Origin of the sequence: Spirillospora sp. NPDC029432, from assembly GCF_040703975.1 — a bacterium.
In the GTDB taxonomy this organism is placed as follows: Bacteria; Actinomycetota; Actinomycetes; order Streptosporangiales; family Streptosporangiaceae; genus Spirillospora.
Map to the genome: position 1 here is coordinate 118,824 of NZ_JBEZWH010000003.1, position 16,478 is coordinate 135,301.

Genomic DNA, 16,478 nt, shown 5'->3' on the forward strand with positions numbered 1-16,478 from the left:
ATGTCCCGGTTTAGGCTGGCCGGGACATGGCGAACGTGCGCGCGCTCGGGACCTTCGAGGCCTCGCTGGACGGGGCCGCCGTCGACCTCGGCGGCCCCCGCCAGCGGTCCGTGCTGGCCAGGCTGGTGGTCGCCCGCGGCGCGATGGTCCCCGCGGGCACGCTGGTCGGGGACCTGTGGCCGGGCGGGGCCCCGCCGCGCGCCGCCGCCGGCCTCCAGTCGTTCGTGTCGCACCTGCGGCGCGCGCTGGAGCCGGACCGCCCGCCGCGCACGCCCGCCCGCGTCCTGGTCACGGCGCCGCCGGGGTACGCGCTGCGGCTCCCGGACGACGGCGCGGACGTCTGGCGGTTCGACACCCTGGTCGACCGGGCCGGTGAACGGCTGGCGGCCGGCGATCCCGCGGGCGCCCGCGCGGCGGCCGAGGAGGCGCTGGGGGAGTGGCGGGGCCCGGCGTACGCCGAGTTCGCCGACCTGCCCTGGGCGGCCACCGAGGCCGGCCGGCTGGACGAGCGCCGCCGCACCGCCGTGGAGCGCCGCGCCGAGGCGATGCTGCGGCTGGGCGCCGCCGCCGAGGCCGTACCGGACCTGGAGGCCCACGCGGCGGCCCATCCGCTGCGCGAGGAGGCCTGGCGGCTGCTGGCCCTCGCGCTCTACCGGTCGGCGCGGCAGGGCGACGCGCTGGCCGCGCTGCGGCAGGCCCGCGCGACCCTGGCGGAGGAACTGGGCGTGGACCCAGGCCCGGCGCTGCGCGCCCTGGAGGCCGACATCCTCGCGCAGGCGCCCGGGCTCAGCGCCCGCCCGCGGCTGCGCGTCGCGCCCGAGCCCGCGCCGGCGGCCGCCGCGGAGCCGCCGTTCGTCGGCCGCGGCGACGAGCTGCGACGGCTGGCCGCCGCGGCCCGGGACGCGGCCGGCGGCCGGTGCGCGCTCGCCCTCGTCGGCGGCGACGCCGGAATGGGCAAGACCTCCCTGGCCGAACGGCTCGCCCGCACGCTCGCCGAAGAGGGCTGGACCGCCGGCTGGGGCCGCGCGCCCGAGACCGGCGGCGCCCCGGCCGCCTGGCCCTGGGCCGAGCTGCTGCGCGAGCTGGCCGCCGCCGGGCCGCCGCCCGCCGACCTCGCCGCGCGGCTCGCCCCGCTGCTGTCCGACGCCGCCACGGCCCCCGGCACCACTTCCGGCAGCGCTCCCGGCATCACTCCCGGCACCACTCCGGACATAACGACGGCCCGGTTCCGCCTGCACCGCGCCGTCGGCGACTACCTGGCCGGCCTGGCGGACCGGACGCCGCTGCTGCTGGTCCTGGAGGACCTGCACTGGGCGGACGAGGAGACGCTCGCTCTCCTGGCCGCCCTCCCCACCCGGCTGCGGGACCGGCCCGTCCTGCTGGTGGGGACGTTCCGGCAGACCGAGGCGCCCGAACGCCTCACCGGCACGCTCGCCGCCCTCGCCCGGCACGAGCCGCTGCGCGTCGAGCTGGCCGGGCTGCCCGCCGCCGACGTGGCCGCCCTCGTCCGCGCCACCTGCGCCGCCGAGGTCGGCCCCGGCGAGCTGGCCGCGATCGCCGAGCGCACCGGCGGCAACCCGTTCTTCACCCGCGAGACCGCCCGGCTGCTGGACGCCGAGGGCCCGCGCGCCGCGACCCGGCTCGTCCCGGCGGGGGTGGGCGACGTGCTGCGGCACCGGATCGGCCGGCTCCCGGAGTCCGCGCAGGCCGTCCTGCGGTACGCCGCCGTCGCCGGCCGCGACGCCGACGTCGGCGTGCTCGCCGACATCGCCGGCGGCGAGGACGCCGTGCTGGACGCCGTCGACGCGGGGGTCACCGCCGGGCTGCTGACCGAGCCGGGACCGGGCCGGATCGGGTTCGCGCACGCGCTCGTCCGCGACACCCTCTACACCGGGCTCTCGCGGGCCCGCCGCACCCGGCTGCACGGCCGTGTCGCCGCCGCGCTGGAACGCCGCCGCCCCGGCGAGGTCACCGCGATCGCCCACCACCATCTGGAGACCGGCGGCGCCGACCCGGGCAAGGCCGTCCGCTACGCCCGGCTCGCGGCGGAGGCGGCCGAGGCCAGGTTCGCGCACCGCGCGGCGGCCGACCTGTGGATCGCCGCATCCGGGACGCTGCGCGCCCAGGGCGGCGGCGCATGGCTGGAACCCGAGGCCGCCGCGATCCGGGCCGCCGCTCTGGCCGGGGACGTCGTCGAGGCCCGCGCCCGCCGCTCCGCTGCGCTGGGCCCGGCCCGCGCGTTCGGCGACGCCCGGCTGCTGGCCCGCGTGATCGTCGCGTTCGACGTGCCGACGCTGTGGACCAGCCGCGAGTACGGGTCGATCGACTCGGAGGTCATCGAGGCCGCCGAGGAGGCGCTGGCCCACCTGGGCGACGACCCCGAGCTGCGGGTACGGCTCCTCACCACCCTCGCCATCGAGCTGGAGGGCGAGCAGGACGACCGGTGCGTCGCGGCCGCCGACGAGGCCGTCCGCCTCGCCCGCGGGCTGGACCGCCCCGAGCTGCTGGCCGTCGCGCTGAACGGCCGCTACATCAACGGCTACCGCGGCGCGGGCGCGGCCGCCGAGCGGCGCGCGCTGGCCGCCGAGCTGCTCGACCTCGCCACCGCCCACGACCTCGGCATGTACCGCGTCCTCGCGCACCTCCAGCTCCAGCAGTCGCTGCTGGCCGGGCTCGACCTGGACGCCGCCCGGCGGCACCGCGCGGAGGGCATCCGGCTCGCCGAGCAGTACGGGCTGCCGCTGCTCGGCATGATCGCCGGCTGGTACGACGCGCTCGGGCACGCGTTCGCCGCCCGGTTCGGGGACGCCGAGAAGGCCTACCAGGAGGTCGCCGCGGCCATCGGCGCCCGGATCTGGAGCAGCGAGCGCGGCATGGCGTTCCTCGGGATCTTCTGCCTGCGGCTGATCCAGGGCCGGGCCGGGGAGCTGGTGGAGCAGGCCCGCTGGCTCCGCGACCGCTGGCCGCACGTGGGCGGCACCGCCGACCTGTACGCGCTCGCCCTCGCCGGCGCGGGCCGTACCGCCGAGGCCCGCCGGGCGGCCCGCGGCGCCGGGCCGGTCCGGCTCGACTACTTCTACGACCTCGTCATGGCGGTCCGGGGCCGCCGCGCCATCGTGCTGGAGGACCCGGAGACGGCCGCCGAGGCGTACGCGGGGCTGCTGCCGTACCGGGACCACATCGCGGGCGGCGGCACCGCCGTGGTGACGCTCGGCCCGGCCGCGCAGACGCTGGGGGACCTGGCGCTCTTCCTGGGCCGCCCCGCCGAGGCCGCCGCGCACTACCGGCACGCGGCCGGGATCGCCGCCCGGATCGGGGCTTCGGCGTGGCGGACGATCGCCGCCGATTCGCTGCGGGCGCTCGGCGACCCGGCCGCGTGACCGATCCGTCCGCCGCGTACGCGACAATTGACAGCGTGACATCGCTGGGAGAGACGACACACCGGTCCGGGTTCGCGTGCTTCGTCGGGCGGCCGAACGTCGGCAAGTCGACGCTGATGAACGCGCTGGTCGGCACGAAGGTGGCGATCACCAGCAGCCGGCCGCAGACCACCCGCCGGGCGATCCGCGGCATCGTGCACCGCCCCGACGCGCAGCTGATCGTGGTCGACACCCCCGGCCTGCACCGGCCCCGGACGCTGCTGGGCGAGCGCCTCGACAGCCTGGTGCGCTCCACCCTCACCGAGGTGGACGTCCTGGGCTTCTGCGTGCCGGCCGACCAGAACGTCGGCCCCGGCGACCGCTTCATCGCCCGGGAGCTGGCCAACGTCAAGAAGACCCCGGTCGTGGCGATCGTCACCAAGACCGACCTCGTGCCGCCCGAGCGCGTCCTCGAGCAGCTCGCCGCCGTGTCCGAGCTGGGGGACTTCGCCGACATCGTGCCCTGCTCCGCCCAGGACGGCTTCCAGGTGGACGTTGTCGCCGACCTGCTGATCAAGCACCTGCCCGAGGGGCCCGCGCTCTACCCGGAGGGCGATCTCACCGACGAGCCCGAGCAGGTCCTGGTCGCCGAGCTGATCCGCGAGGCCGCGCTGGAGGGCGTCCGGGACGAGCTGCCGCACTCGATCGCCGTCGTCGTGGACGAGATGGCGCCCCGCGAGGGCCGCGAGGACCTCATCGACGTGTACGCGCACCTGTTCGTCGAGCGCCCCAGCCAGAAGGCCATCGTCATCGGCACCAAGGGGGCGCGGCTGCGCGACGTCGGCACCCGCGCCCGCAAGCAGATCGAGGCGCTGCTCGGCACCAAGGTCTTCCTCGACCTCCGGATCAAGGTCGCCAAGGACTGGCAGCGCGACCCCAAGCAGCTCCGCCGCCTCGGCTTCGACTAGCCCTCGGCCCCCCTCGGCCGCTCGCCCTGCGGCTCGTCGCCGTGCGCCGGGCCGGCGTCGGGCCGGTCCTCCTGGCCGCTCTGCGGCTGCTCGGCCTGTGGCGCGCGGCCGTACGGCTGCTCCGCCTGCGGCTGGCCGGCGTACGGCTGCTCGCTGGGCGGCCGACCACCGTACGGCTGGTCGGGCTGCGGCGCGCCGGTGTACGGCTGGTCGGGGTGCGGGGGCGGCGTTTCGCGGTCGCGGCGGGGCGCGCCCATGCGGGCCGCCAGCGGGCGCGCCAGGGCGAAACCGATGATCAGCAGGGACATGGCGACGGCGAGGTACCAGCCGGTCACCACCGCGACCTCGTAGCCCACCGTGAGGCTCTCGTCCGCGATGCGCTCCTTCAGGTCGCCGAGCCGCAGCACGAACAGCACGCACACCAGCAGGGACAGCGCGCCCGGAACGGCGCCCAGCGCGGAGATCCGGTCGTCGCGGCCGACGACGCCCCACAGCGCCATGCCCGCCGCGACCAGCGCCAGCACGGGGACGGCCGCGACCATGCCGTCCGCCTCGATCCCGATCACGGTCCCCAGGTCCCGGCTGAGCGTCCGGCCGAAGATGTCGACCGCGATCCGCGCCTCGGCCCAGGGCAGGAACGCCGAGACCAGCAGCAGCACCGAGGACAGGACCACGGCGATGTTCCACACGTTCCCCTGGCCCGCGGGCTCGGGCGGCGGGGGCGGTCCCCACGCGGGATGGCCGTAGGGGCGCTCCTCGGCCGGCGGCAGGAACCCCGGGCGCGCGCCCGCCCGGCCCTCGTACGCCTCCGCCCCGGCCCCCGGCGCCGTCCAGCCGCCGCCGGCGGGACGGGCGCCCTCCGGCGGCGGCGGGCCCGCGGCGCCGCCCGCCCGCTCCTCCCCGGCACCCTGATCACCAGTCATGTGGCCAGCGTACGGGGCGCGCCCGTGCGCGGCGGGTCGGGCGCGGCGGGACGGGCGCGGCGGGACGGGGGATCGGTACTTTGGAGGGAAGCCCGTTATGGGAGGAGAGATCCGGTGCTGCTCATCTTCGGCCTGTCGGTCTTCTACCGGACCCTCGGCGAGGGAACGTTCTACTGTCCCCACTGCGGCGGCGACCGCGCGTACCGGCACCGCGCGGGGCGGCGCTGGTTCACGCTGTTCTTCCTGCCGGTGGTCCCGCTCGGCAAGGTCGGCGAGGTCGCCGAGTGCCGGACCTGCCGGTCGCGCTTCACCACCGCGGCGCTCCGCTCGCCGACCGCGCAGCAGATGGCCGCCGCGCTGCCGGCCGGGATGCGGGCCGCCGCCGCCCTGGTGCTGCGCGCGGGCGACCCGTCCGACGCCGCGTCCCGCGCGAGGGCCGTGGACGCCGTGCGGGGGTACGGCGAGGCGCGCTTCGACGACTCGGGCGTCCAGAGCGACCTGGGCCTCCAGCAGCCGTACCTGGAGGAGCAGGTCTCGGCGGCGGGCGCGCAGCTCGCGAACGAGGCCAAGGAGTGGTTCCTGGCGCAGGCCGCCCGCGTCGCGCTGGCCGACGGCCCGCTGAGCGACGCCGAGCGGCAGACCCTGCACCGCGTCGCCCACCTGCTGGGGATGTCGCACGCGCACGCGCTCGGCGTCATCATGACCACCGAGGGCGCCGCGCGCTGACCTCGCCCGACCTCGCACGACTGCGGCCGGCGGCGGCTCACGGGCCGCCGCCGGCCCGGTGAGATCTTCGTAAACCTCTTGTAACACGGCGGTCGCGAGGCAGAAATCTATTTCCGGAGACTTGTCACAGAAAACGCTGTTCCGGGGGCATGTTCTGTGAGGAGTCACCGTTGCGGAAATCATTCTGGCGGCCTTTGGGGCTGGCGCTGGCACTGCCGGCGGCCCTGCTGACCGCGTGTGGCGGCGAATCCGGTGATGTATCGAGCGCCGGCGGTGCTTCCGGAAACACCATCAAGGTCGGTGTCCTGCATTCGCTGAGCGGCACGATGGCGATCAGCGAGGTCACCGTCAAGAATTCCGAGATGCTGGCCATCGAGGAGATCAACGCCAAGGGCGGGGTCCTCGGCAAGAAGCTGGAGCCGGTGGTGGAGGACGGCGCCTCCGACTGGCCCACGTTCGCCCAGAAGGCCCAGAAGCTCATCAAGAAGGACAAGGTCGCGACCGTCTTCGGCGGCTGGACCTCGGCCAGCCGCAAGGCCATGCTGCCGGTCTTCGAACGCAACAAGGCGCTGCTGTGGTACCCCGTCCAGTACGAGGGGCTGGAGAGCTCGCCGTACATCTTCTACACCGGCGCCACCACCAACCAGCAGATCGTGCCCGGCCTCGACTATCTCAAGGAAAAGGGCAAGAAGAAGATCTATCTGGTCGGCAGCGATTACGTCTTCCCGCGCACCGCGAACAAAATCATCAAGGCGTACGCGGCGGCCAACGGAATGCAGGTCATGGGCGAGGAGTACACCCCGCTCGGCCACACCGAATACAGCACGCTGGTCAATAAGATCAGCCAGGCAAAGCCGGACGCGGTGTTCAACACGCTCAACGGCGACAGCAATGTCGCGTTCTTCAAGCAGCTCAAGAGCGCCGGATTCGGCGCGCAGAACCTCCCGGTGATGTCGGTGAGCATCGCCGAGGAGGAGGTCAAGGGAATCGGCGTCGCGAACATCGCCGGGCAGCCGGTGGCCTGGAACTACTACCAGACCACCGAGGGCCAGCGGAACGAGCAGTTCGTCAAGGCGTTCCAGGCCAAGCACAAGGGCGCGGTCACGTCCGACCCGATGGAGGCCGGCTACAACGCCGTGCACCTGTGGGCCGAGGCCGTCAAGAAGGCCGGCAGCACGGACGTGGCGGCCGTGAAGAAGGCCGCCGCAGGGATCTCGCTCGACCTGCCCGAGGGCAAGGTCACCATCGACGGCGCCACCCAGCACGTCCACAAGACCGCCCGGATCGGGATCGTCCAGCAGGACGGCCTGATCAAGGAGGTGTGGAGCTCCAAGGAGCCGATCAAGCCCGACCCCTACCTGAAGTCCTACCCCTGGGCCACCGGGCTCTCCTGAGGAGGGTCACCGTGGAATCACTGCTCAACCAGCTGCCGATCGGGCTCAGCATCGGCGCGGTGCTGCTGCTGATCGCGCTCGGCCTCACGTTCACGTTCGGCCAGATGGGCGTCATCAACATGGCGCACGGCGAGTTCATCATGGCCGGCGCGTACACCGCGTACATGCTCCAGGACTGGGCCGGCACGCAGGCCGTGCTGGTCGCGCTGCCGGTCGCCTTCCTCCTGGCGGGAGGCCTCGGCTGGGTCCTCGAGCGCACCGCCATCCGGCACTTCTACGGGCGGCCGCTCGACACGCTGCTGCTCACCTGGGGCGTCAGCCTCGTCCTGCAGCAGGCCGCCCGCGACATCTTCGGCGCGCCGAACGTCCAGGTCACGGCGCCGGGCTGGCTCACCGGCCGGATCGAGGTGATGGGGGCGAGCCTGCCGTACTCGCGGCTGTTCATCATGGCCCTCGCCGTAGCCTGCGTGATCGGGATCTGGCTCTACCTGTCCCGCTCGGCGCAGGGCCGCCGGATGCGCGCGGTCATGCAGAACCGCGAGCTGGCCGCGTGCAGCGGCGTGGCGACCGGCCGCGTCGACCAGCTCACCTTCTTCATCGGCTCCGGCCTGGCCGGCGTCGCCGGGGTCGCGCTGACGCTGATCGGCCCGGTCGGGCCCTCGCTCGGCACGTACTACATCGTGGACGCGTTCCTCGTCGTGGTGGCCGGTGGGCTCGGCCAGCTGCGCGGCGCGGTGATCGCCGCGTTCGCGCTCGGGATGCTCAACTCGTTCGCCGAGTTCTGGACCGACGCCAGCCTGGCCAAGGTCATCGTCTTCGCGGTGATCATCGCGTTCCTCCAGATCCGGCCGCAGGGCATGTTCGTGCTGCGGACGAGGGCGCTGACATGAGCGCCCGGATGCGCGGCTACGCGCTGTTCGCCCTGGTCTCGCTGCTCCTGCTGGTGGTCGCGCCGCTGGCGCTGCCGGCGTTCCGGCTGGACGAGCTGGCCAAGTACCTCTGCTTCGCCATCGCCGCGCTCGGCATCGGCCTCGCCTGGGGCCAGGGCGGGATGCTCACCCTCGGCCAGGGCGTGTTCTTCGGCCTCGGCGGCTACGCGATGGCGATGTACCTGAAGCTGCACGACGCCGGCGGCGACCTGCCCGACTTCATGGTCTGGAGCGGCGTCGAGCAGCTGCCGGCGCTGTGGAAGCCGTTCGGGAACCCGGCGTTCGCCCTCGCGGCGGTCATCGTCGTACCGGTCCTGATCGCCGTGGTGCTCGGAACGCTGGTGTTCCGGCAGCGGGTGCGCGGCGCGTACTTCGCGATCCTCACCCAGGCGCTCGCCGCCGCGTTCGTGATCCTGCTGGTCGGTCAGCAGGGACTCACCGGCGGCACGAACGGCATGACCAACTTCTACGACTTCTTCGGCCGCGACCCCGAGGCCGAGAGCACCCAGCGCACGATGTACTTCGTCACCGCGATCGTGCTCGGCGTCCTCTACCTGGGCGCCCGGCAGCTGGTGAAGAGCCGCTTCGGCCGCCTCCTGGTGGCGGTGCGGGACGGCGAGGACCGGGTCAGGTTCCTCGGCTACAACCCGGCCACGGTCAAGACGATCACGTTCGCGATCTCGGCGGGCATGGCCGGGCTGGCGGGCGCCCTGTTCGTCCCGGTCGTCGGCATCATCTCGCCGTCGCTGCTGGGCGTGGTGCCGTCCCTGGAGCTGGTCGTGGCGGTCGCGGTCGGCGGCCGGTACGCGCTGGCCGGCGCCATCCTGGGCGCCGTCGTCATGAACTACGCCAAGACCTCGTTCAGCGAGGAGTGGGCGGGCGGCTGGCTCTACCTCCAGGGCGCCCTGTTCATCCTGGTCATGACCCTGGCCCCCAAGGGCGCCGTGGGCCTGTACGAGCAGGCCCGCGACACCGTGGCCCGCCGCCGCGCCCTGGCCGCGGCGCCCGTACCGCCGAAGGTGAAGGAGGAGGTCCCCGCATGAGTGAGCCGGAGGGAAGGCGGTGCCTGAAAGCGCCCTGGAGGCGAACGGGGAACACAGCAATGAGTGAGCCGGAGGGGCGCGGCGCCGCCTGGACTGACGAGCGAGGTACGAGCGAGGAGGGAAGGCGGTGCCTGAAGGCGCCCCGGAGGCGAACGGGGAACACAGCATGAGCGCTCTGCTGGAGATTCGCGGGCTGGAGGTCGTGTTCGACGGGTTCCGGGCGATCGGCGGGATCGACCTGACCGTCGAGCAGGGCGAGCTGCGGTTCCTGATCGGGCCGAACGGGGCGGGCAAGACCACCCTCATCGACGTGATCACCGGGCTGACCCGGCCGGCGGCCGGCTCCGTCCGGTTCGCCGGGACCGAGCTGACCGGACGGAAGGAGCACCGGATCGTCCGGCTGGGGATCGGCCGCACGTTCCAGACGTCGGTCGTCTTCGAGGAGCTGACCGTCGTCGAGAACCTCGATCTGGCCGCCGGGTTCCGCCGCCCGCTGCCGACCCTGCTGCGGCAGCGGCGCGGGATCTCCGGCCCGGTCGCGGCCGCGCTCGACACCATCGGGCTGGGCGCGCTGGCCGACCGGCCCGCCGGGGTGCTCTCGCACGGCCAGCGCCAGTGGCTGGAGATCGGGATGCTGATCGCCCAGGGCCCGCGGCTGCTGCTCCTGGACGAGCCGGTGGCCGGGATGAGCCAGGACGAGCGGGAGCGCACCGGCGAGCTGCTCACCGAGATCGCCAAGGACCACACGGTGATCGTCGTCGAGCACGACATGGAGTTCCTGCGCCGGTACGCCTCCCAGGTCACGGTCCTGCACGAGGGCACCGTCCTGATGGAGGGCGACGTGGCCGCCGTCCAGGCCGACCCCCGCGTCCAGGAGGTCTACCTGGGCCGTTCCAGGGAGGAGGCCGCATGAGTGAGCCGGAGGGAAGGCGGTGCCTGAAGGCGCCCTGGAGGCGAACGGGGGGCACATCGTGAGTGAGCCGGAGGGGCGCGGCGCCGCCTGGACTGACGAGCGAGGTACGAGCGAGGAGGGAAGGCGGTGCCTGAAGGCGTCCCGGAGGCGAACGGGGGGCACAGCGTGAGTGGCGAGGCGTTGCTGAAGGTCAGCGGGCTGGAGGCCGCGTACGGGCGGGCCCGGGTGCTGTTCGGGGTGGACCTGGAGATCCCCGCCGGGACGCTGATGTGCGTGATGGGCCGCAACGGCGTCGGCAAGACCACGCTGCTGAACGCGATCATGGGCGTGCTGGGCCCCGCGGCGGGGTCGGTGGTGTTCGACGGCGCGGATGTCACCCGGCTGCCCACGCACGAGCGGGTGCGCCGCGGCATGGGGTACGTTCCGCAGGGCCACGAGACGTTCCCGCAGCTCACCGTGTTCGAGAACCTCCAGGTCACGCTGGAGGCGTCGCGGCACCGGGACAGGGGCGCGATCGAGGAGGCGCTGGAGGTCTTCCCGCGGCTCAAGGAGCTGCTGGGGCGCCGGGCGGGGTTCCTGTCCGGCGGCCAGCAGCAGCAGCTCGCGATCGCGCGGGCGCTGGTCACCCGGCCCCGGATGCTGATCCTGGACGAGCCCACCGAGGGCATCCAGCCGTCCATCGTGGCCGAGATCGAGGCGGCGGTGGAGCGGCTCAACAAGGAGGGCGGGCTCGCGGTGCTGCTGGTCGAGCAGTACCTGGAGCTGGCGCTGCGGCTGGCCGACCGGTTCGTGATCATCGAGGGCGGGGCCGTCCGGCACGCGGGGACGGCCGAGGACCTGCGCGACGAGAACGTGAAGCGCCTGCTGGCGGTGTAGCCGGGCACGGAGCGCAGGCACGCAGGCACGGAGAACGGGCGCGGCCGTCACGGGTGTGTCTCACGGCACGCCGGTGACGGCCGTGTTCCGTCTCAATCCGCGAGACACGGTTTCTGAATCCGGAGATCCATCTGTTACCTTGACAGGCGTGTTGCGTGAGCTGCTCCTCCTTAGCGGCCGCAGCGGGGCCCTATAACGGTCGGCACCCTCGCTGCGGGAAACAGCCGTGCGTGAGCACCCCGGCGTGAACGCCGGCCGCAGGACCGAGAGCAGAGGAACTCCACGGATGTACCCGCAGCAGACCCCTTCCGGCATGCCCTTCGAGCGCTACCGCCCGTTCGCGCCGGTCAAGCTGGCCGACCGCACCTGGCCGGACAAGGTGATCACCGAGGCGCCGCGCTGGTGCGCGGTCGACCTGCGCGACGGCAACCAGGCGCTCATCGACCCGATGGACTCCCAGCGCAAGCTGCGGATGTTCGAGCTGCTGGTACGGATGGGCTACAAGGAGATCGAGGTCGGGTTCCCGGCGGCCAGCCAGACCGACTTCGACTTCGTCCGGCAGATCATCGAGGAGGGCCGGATCCCCGACGACGTGGTGATCCAGGTCCTGACCCAGGCCCGGCCGGAGCTGATCGAGCGGACCTTCGAGTCGGTACGCGGCGCCAAGCAGGCGATCGTCCACCTGTACAACTCCACCAGCACGCTCCAGCGGCGCGTGGTGTTCGGCCAGGACCGCGACGGGATCACCGCGATCGCCGTCGAGGGCGCCAAGCTGTGCGCCAAGCTGGCCGAGGACATGGGCGACACGGAGATCTTCTTCCAGTACTCGCCGGAGTCGTTCACCGGCACCGAGCTGGAGTACGCGGTCGAGGTCTGCAACGCCGTCAACGACGTGTGGAAGCCGACCCCGGACAAGAAGGTCATCGTCAACCTGCCGGCCACCGTCGAGATGGCCACCCCGAACGTCTACGCCGACCAGATCGAGTGGATGAACCGCAACCTGGCGTACCGGGACTCGGTCATCCTGTCGCTGCACCCGCACAACGACCGCGGCACCGCCGTGGCCGCCGCCGAACTGGGCTACATGGCGGGCGCCGACCGGATCGAGGGCTGCCTGTTCGGCAACGGCGAGCGGACCGGCAACGTCTGCCTGGTCACGCTGGGGCTGAACCTGTTCACCCAGGGCGTCGACCCGATGATCGACTTCTCCGACATCGACGAGATCCGCCGCACCGTCGAGTACTGCAACCAGCTGCCGGTGCACGAGCGGCACCCGTACGGCGGCGACCTGGTCTACACCGCGTTCTCCGGCTCCCACCAGGACGCGATCAACAAGGGCTTCGACCACCTGGCGAGGGACGCGGAGCGGGCCGGGACGCCGGTCGACGCGTACACCTGGGAGGTCCCGTACCTGCCGATCGACCCCAAGGACGTGGGCCGCTCGTACGAGGCGGTCATCCGGGTCAACAGCCAGTCCGGCAAGGGCGGCGTGGCGTACGTCATGAAGACCGAGCACGCGCTGGAGCTGCCGCGGCGGCTGCAGATCGAGTTCTCCCGGGTGGTGCAGGAGCACACCGACTCCGAGGGCGGCGAGGTCACCCCCGAGCGGATGTGGGAGATCTTCGAGGCCGAGTTCCTGGCCAACGGCCCGCGCGCCGGGCTGCTGGCGCACCGCGCGACCTCGCGGGTGGACGAGAAGGACGTGCTCAGCTGCGACGTCCGGATCGACGGCGAGATCCGCGAGATCGAGGGCGTCGGGAACGGCCCGGTGTCGGCGTTCGAGTCGGCCCTGGCGACCGTCGGCGTGAACGTGCGGGTGCTGGACTACGCCGAGCACGCGATGAGCGCCGGCGGCGACGCCCGCGCCGCCGCGTACGTCGAGTGCGACGTGGACGGCGCCACGGTCTGGGGCGTGGGCATCGACGGCAACATCGTCACCGCCTCGCTCAAGGCCATGCTGTCGGCCGTCAACCGCGTGACCCGTACCGCGGCCTCCGGCTGACCCGGACGCCGCCGAAAGATCTTCTCCCGGGCGGGCCCGCACGACGGGGCGCGGGGAGAGCACGAGCGTTCCGCTCGCGCCCGCGCGGGGGCGCGGGCGGAATCCAGACCCGGTCGCGCGCGGTGAGACCCCTGCGCGCGGTCGATGCCCGGGCCCCGGCCGTGACGATCTCACGGCCGGGGCCCTCGCGATTCTCCGGCCCCGGGGCGGGGCGTCAGCGGTCCGGCCCGGCCGGGGCCCGCCGGCGGCTCCCCGCCGGGCATGCGTGCCGTCAGGGGCCCTGGCCGAGGACGTGGTGGACCAGTTCACGCAGCGGGCCGTGTAACTGGGCCTCCCCGACGGTGGTGGTGTCCCCGTCGATGTCGATCTCGTACAGGAACTGGTCGGGGATCCGGCCGGGCGGCGGCACCGCCGCCAGGTCGACCCGGTCGACCAGCCGGGCCAGCAGCGGATCCGTGGCGCTGTCGGCGTGTCCCCGTACCTCGATCCCCGCGAAGCCCCCGCTGCGGACCACTGTCACGTTCAACTGTCTCTCCCGCTCGCCCTCGCGGCCGTGCGGCCGGCCCGTCCGGGCCGGCCCGGCGCTGCGTCGCTCTCACCGGGGGACGGCCACCCCCACTCCCGCCCAGGCGTCGCGTACCGCCCGGGTCTCCGCGCCGCCGGCACCGTAGAGCCCGGCCGCGGTGGCGACCGTGGCGGCGGCGAACCCGGCGAAGTCGGTCGTGCGTTCGATCCTGCCCCCGGTGAGCGTGTCGTACCACACCCGCCCGGCCTTTTCCCAGGCGTTCCCGCCGATCGCGGTGGCGGCGAGGTAGAACGCGCGGTTGGGGATGCCCGAGTTGATGTGGACGCCGCCGTTGTCGCTGTGCGTCTCGACGTAGTCGTTCATGTGCCCGGGCTGCGGGTCCTTGCCCAGGCGCGGGTCGTCGTACGCGGTGCCGGGCTCCTTCATCGAGCGCAGCGCCTTGGCGTTGACGCCCTCGGCGAACAGGCCCTGCCCGATCAGCCAGTCGGCCCGGTCGGCGGTGTGCTTGAGGTGCCACTGCTTGACGAGCGACCCGAACACGTCGGAGACCGACTCGTTGAGCGCCCCGGACTGGCCCTGGTAGTCGAGGTTGGCGGTGTACTGCGTGATGCCGTGCACGAGCTCGTGGCCGGTGACGTCGAGCGGGCCGGTGAACGCCAGGAACAGCCGCCCGTCCCCGTCGCCGTAGACCATCTGCTCGCCGTTCCAGAACGCGTTCTCGTACGAGCGGCCGTAGTGGACGGTGGAGACGAGCCGCAGCCCGGCCCCGTCGATCGAGTCGCGCCGGTACGCGGCCTCGAAGAAGTCGAAGGTCACGCCGAGCCAGTCGTAGGACTGGTCGACGGCCTTGTCGCCGGTGGCGGGAGCGCCCTCGTCGCGGGCCTTGTCGCCCGGCAGGGTCTCCTGGTTGCGGGCGTTGTGGACGCTGCGCTTGGCGGTGAAGTCCGCGCTGGGAGCGGGCGCCTCTATGGTGAGCGCGCGGCGGGCGGCGCGCTGTTCCGAACTGATCGTGAGGGAGCGTCGGGCGGACTCGCGGAGGGCCGGATCCTCGGCGGCCTCGGCGACCCGCTCCAGGATATGGGGCGGCACGATGGTGCATCTCATAGAACAACGCTGCCAGCTCCGCGTGACGAGGGCCACGACTTCGCGAATACTCTGACGGCCTAATGCGGTCACTTACGGTGATGGTAACCGGTCGGACATGGTACGTGTCGGCCGCGTTCGCGCCCCGGGCGCCGGGTGCGGGAGAATGGGGGGCGTGACCCTCTACCGCGATGAAGGCATCGTCCTGCGCACCCAGAAGCTGGGCGAGGCCGACCGGATCGTCACGGTGCTCACCCGGCGCACCGGGCGGATCCGCGCGGCCGCCAAGGGGGTCCGCAAGACGAAGTCGCGGTTCGGCGCCCGGCTGGAGCCGTTCACCCACGTGGACCTCCAGCTGTACGAGCGGCGCTCGCTGGACCTGATCACGCAGGCCGAGACGCTCCGCCCGTACGGCGAGCACCTGGTCACCGACTACCCGCGCTACACGGCCGGGACGGCGATGCTGGAGACCGCGGAGAAGCTCACCGCCGAGGAGGGGGAGCCGGCGCTGCGCCAGTTCCTGCTGCTGGTGGGCGGGCTGCGGACGCTGGCCGAGCGGTCCCACGACCCCCGGCTGGTGCTGGACGCGTTCCTGCTGCGGTCGCTGTCGGTCGCGGGCTGGGCGCCGGCGATCGACGAGTGCTGCCGGTGCGGCGACCGCGGCGGGCTGCGCGGGTTCGCGATCGCGTCCGGCGGCGCGGTCTGCGCGCGCTGCCGCCAGCCGGGGGCGGCGACCCCGGCGCCGCCCACGTTCGCGCTGATGCTGGCGCTGCTGCGCGGCGACTGGGACTACGCGGACGAGAGTTCGCTGCGGCACCGGGTAGAGTGCAGCGGCCTCGTGGCCGCCTATCTGCAGTGGCATCTGGAGCACGGCATCCGGTCCCTCCGCCATGTGGAGCCCGAGGACACCGGAACGATCGACAGGGAGAGAGTTTGAGAAGGGCCGTTCAGCCCCCCGAGCCGCACAAGGACGGGGTGCGCCCGCCCGCGATCCCGGCGAACCTGGTCCCGCGGCACGTGGCGATCGTCATGGACGGCAACGGGCGCTGGGCCAAGGAGCGGGGGCTGCCCCGCACCGAGGGCCACAAGATGGGGGAGGACTCCCTCTTCGACGTCATCATGGGCGCGATCGAGCTGGGCGTCCCGTACCTGTCGGCGTACGCGTTCTCGACCGAGAACTGGAAGCGCTCGCCCGAGGAGGTCCGCTTCCTCATGGGCTTCAACCGGGACGTGATCCGGCGGCGCCGCGACCAGCTGAACGCGATGGGCGTGCGGGTCCGCTGGGCCGGGCGGCGCCCCAAGCTGTGGCGCAGCGTGATCAGCGAGCTGGAGACCGCGGAGGAGATGACCCGCGGGAACGACGTGCTGACGCTCCAGTTCTGCGTGAACTACGGCGGCCGGGCGGAGATCGCCGACGCCGCCGCGGCGATCGCCCGGGACGTGAAGGCGGGCCGGCTCAATCCAGACAAGATCACCGAGAAGGTGTTCGCCCGCTACCTGGACGAGCCCGGCATCCCGGACGTGGACCTGTTCCTGCGCTCGTCCGGCGAGCAGCGCACGTCCAACTTCCTGATCTGGCAGTCGGCGTACGCGGAGATGGTCTTCCTCGACACGCTCTGGCCGGACTTCGACCGGCGGCACCTGTGGCACGCGTGCGAGCTGTACGCCTCCCGCGACCGCCGGTACGGCGGGGCCGTCCCCAATCCGGTGGAGCCCGCCCCGGCCACCTGAGCCGG

Annotated in this window: 14 protein-coding genes; 11 read left to right on the forward strand and 3 right to left on the reverse strand. The window is 73.2% G+C overall.

Going from position 1 to position 16,478, the window contains the following annotated elements; all coding sequences use genetic code 11:
- Positions 1–26 precede the first annotated feature (26 nt).
- The gene (locus tag AB0881_RS03290; RefSeq protein WP_366613825.1) at positions 27–3,380 is read left to right on the forward strand and encodes a BTAD domain-containing putative transcriptional regulator; all 3,354 of its coding nucleotides are present in this window, start codon (positions 27–29) and stop codon (positions 3,378–3,380) included.
- Between the two features lie 35 nt (positions 3,381–3,415).
- On the forward strand, positions 3,416–4,327 hold the full coding sequence (gene era, locus AB0881_RS03295; RefSeq protein ID WP_366613826.1) for a GTPase Era: 912 nt from the start codon (positions 3,416–3,418) through the stop codon (positions 4,325–4,327).
- On the opposite strand, the gene AB0881_RS03300 is transcribed toward era, so the two are convergent.
- On the reverse strand, positions 4,324–5,250 hold the full coding sequence (locus AB0881_RS03300) for a hypothetical protein (protein WP_366613827.1): 927 nt from the start codon (positions 5,248–5,250) through the stop codon (positions 4,324–4,326). The genes era and AB0881_RS03300 overlap by 4 nt on opposite strands.
- 114 nt (positions 5,251–5,364) lie before the next feature.
- Here AB0881_RS03300 and AB0881_RS03305 point away from each other — a divergent pair, with 114 nt between their 5' ends.
- The 7 genes from AB0881_RS03305 to leuA all read left to right on the forward strand — a co-directional run bounded on the left by AB0881_RS03305 (position 5,365) and on the right by leuA (position 13,133).
- Positions 5,365–5,976 carry a TerB family tellurite resistance protein gene (locus AB0881_RS03305; RefSeq protein ID WP_366613828.1) on the forward strand — a complete coding sequence of 204 codons (612 nt, stop codon included), beginning with the start codon at positions 5,365–5,367 and terminating at the stop codon, positions 5,974–5,976.
- A gap of 194 nt (positions 5,977–6,170) precedes the next feature.
- The gene (urtA, locus tag AB0881_RS03310) at positions 6,171–7,370 is read left to right on the forward strand and encodes an urea ABC transporter substrate-binding protein (RefSeq protein WP_366613984.1); all 1,200 of its coding nucleotides are present in this window, start codon (positions 6,171–6,173) and stop codon (positions 7,368–7,370) included.
- A gap of 11 nt (positions 7,371–7,381) precedes the next feature.
- Complete coding sequence (gene urtB / locus AB0881_RS03315) at positions 7,382–8,260, forward strand: urea ABC transporter permease subunit UrtB (protein WP_366613829.1); 879 nt, start codon at positions 7,382–7,384, stop codon at positions 8,258–8,260.
- Positions 8,257–9,342, forward strand: coding sequence for an urea ABC transporter permease subunit UrtC (urtC, locus tag AB0881_RS03320; RefSeq protein ID WP_366613830.1), 1,086 nt, complete (start codon positions 8,257–8,259; stop codon positions 9,340–9,342). The genes urtB and urtC overlap by 4 nt, the downstream gene beginning before the upstream one ends.
- A 166-nt stretch (positions 9,343–9,508) precedes the next feature.
- Positions 9,509–10,255, forward strand: coding sequence for an urea ABC transporter ATP-binding protein UrtD (gene urtD / locus AB0881_RS03325; RefSeq protein WP_366613831.1), 747 nt, complete (start codon positions 9,509–9,511; stop codon positions 10,253–10,255).
- Positions 10,256–10,420: 165 nt separating this feature from the next.
- A complete protein-coding gene (gene urtE, locus AB0881_RS03330) occupies positions 10,421–11,131 on the forward strand; it encodes an urea ABC transporter ATP-binding subunit UrtE (protein WP_366613832.1) in 711 nt (236 codons plus the stop codon).
- 286 nt (positions 11,132–11,417) lie between these two features.
- Positions 11,418–13,133 carry a 2-isopropylmalate synthase gene (leuA, locus tag AB0881_RS03335; protein ID WP_366613833.1) on the forward strand — a complete coding sequence of 572 codons (1,716 nt, stop codon included), beginning with the start codon at positions 11,418–11,420 and terminating at the stop codon, positions 13,131–13,133.
- 271 nt (positions 13,134–13,404) lie between these two features.
- Here leuA and AB0881_RS03340 read toward each other — a convergent pair whose 3' ends face one another.
- Both AB0881_RS03340 and AB0881_RS03345 read right to left on the reverse strand, forming a co-directional pair.
- The gene (locus AB0881_RS03340) at positions 13,405–13,653 is read right to left on the reverse strand and encodes a protealysin inhibitor emfourin (protein ID WP_366613986.1); all 249 of its coding nucleotides are present in this window, start codon (positions 13,651–13,653) and stop codon (positions 13,405–13,407) included.
- A gap of 75 nt (positions 13,654–13,728) precedes the next feature.
- Entirely contained in the window at positions 13,729–14,763 is a 1,035-nt protein-coding gene (locus AB0881_RS03345; RefSeq protein ID WP_366613834.1) for a M4 family metallopeptidase, read from the reverse strand.
- Between the two features lie 154 nt (positions 14,764–14,917).
- On the opposite strand from AB0881_RS03345, the gene recO reads away from it, so the two are divergent.
- Both recO and AB0881_RS03355 read left to right on the forward strand, forming a co-directional pair.
- Positions 14,918–15,679: a DNA repair protein RecO gene (recO, locus tag AB0881_RS03350; protein WP_366613835.1), complete on the forward strand. Its 762-nt coding sequence runs from the start codon at positions 14,918–14,920 to the stop codon at positions 15,677–15,679.
- Positions 15,676–16,473 (forward strand): isoprenyl transferase, encoded by a 798-nt coding sequence (locus AB0881_RS03355; RefSeq protein ID WP_366613836.1) that lies wholly within the window; start codon positions 15,676–15,678, stop codon positions 16,471–16,473. Before recO ends, AB0881_RS03355 begins: the two co-directional genes overlap by 4 nt.
- The last annotated feature ends 5 nt before the right edge of the window (positions 16,474–16,478 follow it).

Coding starts and splice junctions, on each gene's coding strand:
- AB0881_RS03300 (WP_366613827.1), bottom strand. CDS start 5,250: ATGACTGGTGATCAGGGTGCCGGGGAGGAGCGGGCGGGCGGCGCCGCG.
- AB0881_RS03345 (WP_366613834.1), bottom strand. CDS start 14,763: ATGAGATGCACCATCGTGCCGCCCCATATCCTGGAGCGGGTCGCCGAG.
- leuA (WP_366613833.1), top strand. CDS start 11,418: ATGTACCCGCAGCAGACCCCTTCCGGCATGCCCTTCGAGCGCTACCGC.
- urtD (WP_366613831.1), top strand. CDS start 9,509: ATGAGCGCTCTGCTGGAGATTCGCGGGCTGGAGGTCGTGTTCGACGGG.
- urtC (WP_366613830.1), top strand. CDS start 8,257: ATGAGCGCCCGGATGCGCGGCTACGCGCTGTTCGCCCTGGTCTCGCTG.
- AB0881_RS03290 (WP_366613825.1), top strand. CDS start 27: ATGGCGAACGTGCGCGCGCTCGGGACCTTCGAGGCCTCGCTGGACGGG.